Annotated in this window: 1 protein-coding gene; it reads left to right on the forward strand. The window is 61.7% G+C overall.

Annotation, left to right across the window (positions count from 1 at the left end; all coding sequences use genetic code 11):
* The coding region (locus tag QWI17_RS01530) for a cbb3-type cytochrome c oxidase subunit I (RefSeq protein WP_302720728.1) at positions 1–553 on the forward strand (553 nt) is incomplete at both ends.

The raw sequence follows: 553 nt of genomic DNA on the forward strand, positions 1-553 counted from the left end.
GGCCACAACTGAACCTGGACCTGCCCTGGACCAGCTTCGGCCGCTTGCGTCCGCTGCACACCAACCTGGTGATCTTCGCCTTCGGCGGCTGCGCGCTGTTCGGCACCAGCTACTACGTGGTGCAGCGCACCTGCCAGACGCGGCTGATTTCCGACAGCCTGGCCGCCTTCACCTTCTGGGGCTGGCAGGCGGTGATCGTCGGGGCGCTGATCACCCTGCCGATGGGCTACACCACCACCAAGGAATACGCCGAGCTTGAGTGGCCACTGGCGATTCTGCTGGCCATTGTCTGGGTCACCTACGGGGTGGTGTTCTTCGGCACCATCGTCAAGCGCAAGACCAAGCATATCTATGTCGGCAACTGGTTCTACGGTGCTTTCATCGTGGTCACCGCGATGCTGCACATCGTCAACCACATCTCCCTGCCGGTCAGCCTGTTCAAGTCGTACTCGGCCTACTCCGGCGCCACCGATGCGATGATCCAGTGGTGGTACGGGCACAACGCCGTGGGCTTTTTCCTGACCACCGGCTTCCTGGGCATGATGTACTACTT

The sequence above is a fragment of the Gilvimarinus gilvus genome (assembly GCF_030518155.1).
GTDB classification, from domain to species: Bacteria; Pseudomonadota; Gammaproteobacteria; order Pseudomonadales; family Cellvibrionaceae; genus Gilvimarinus; species Gilvimarinus gilvus.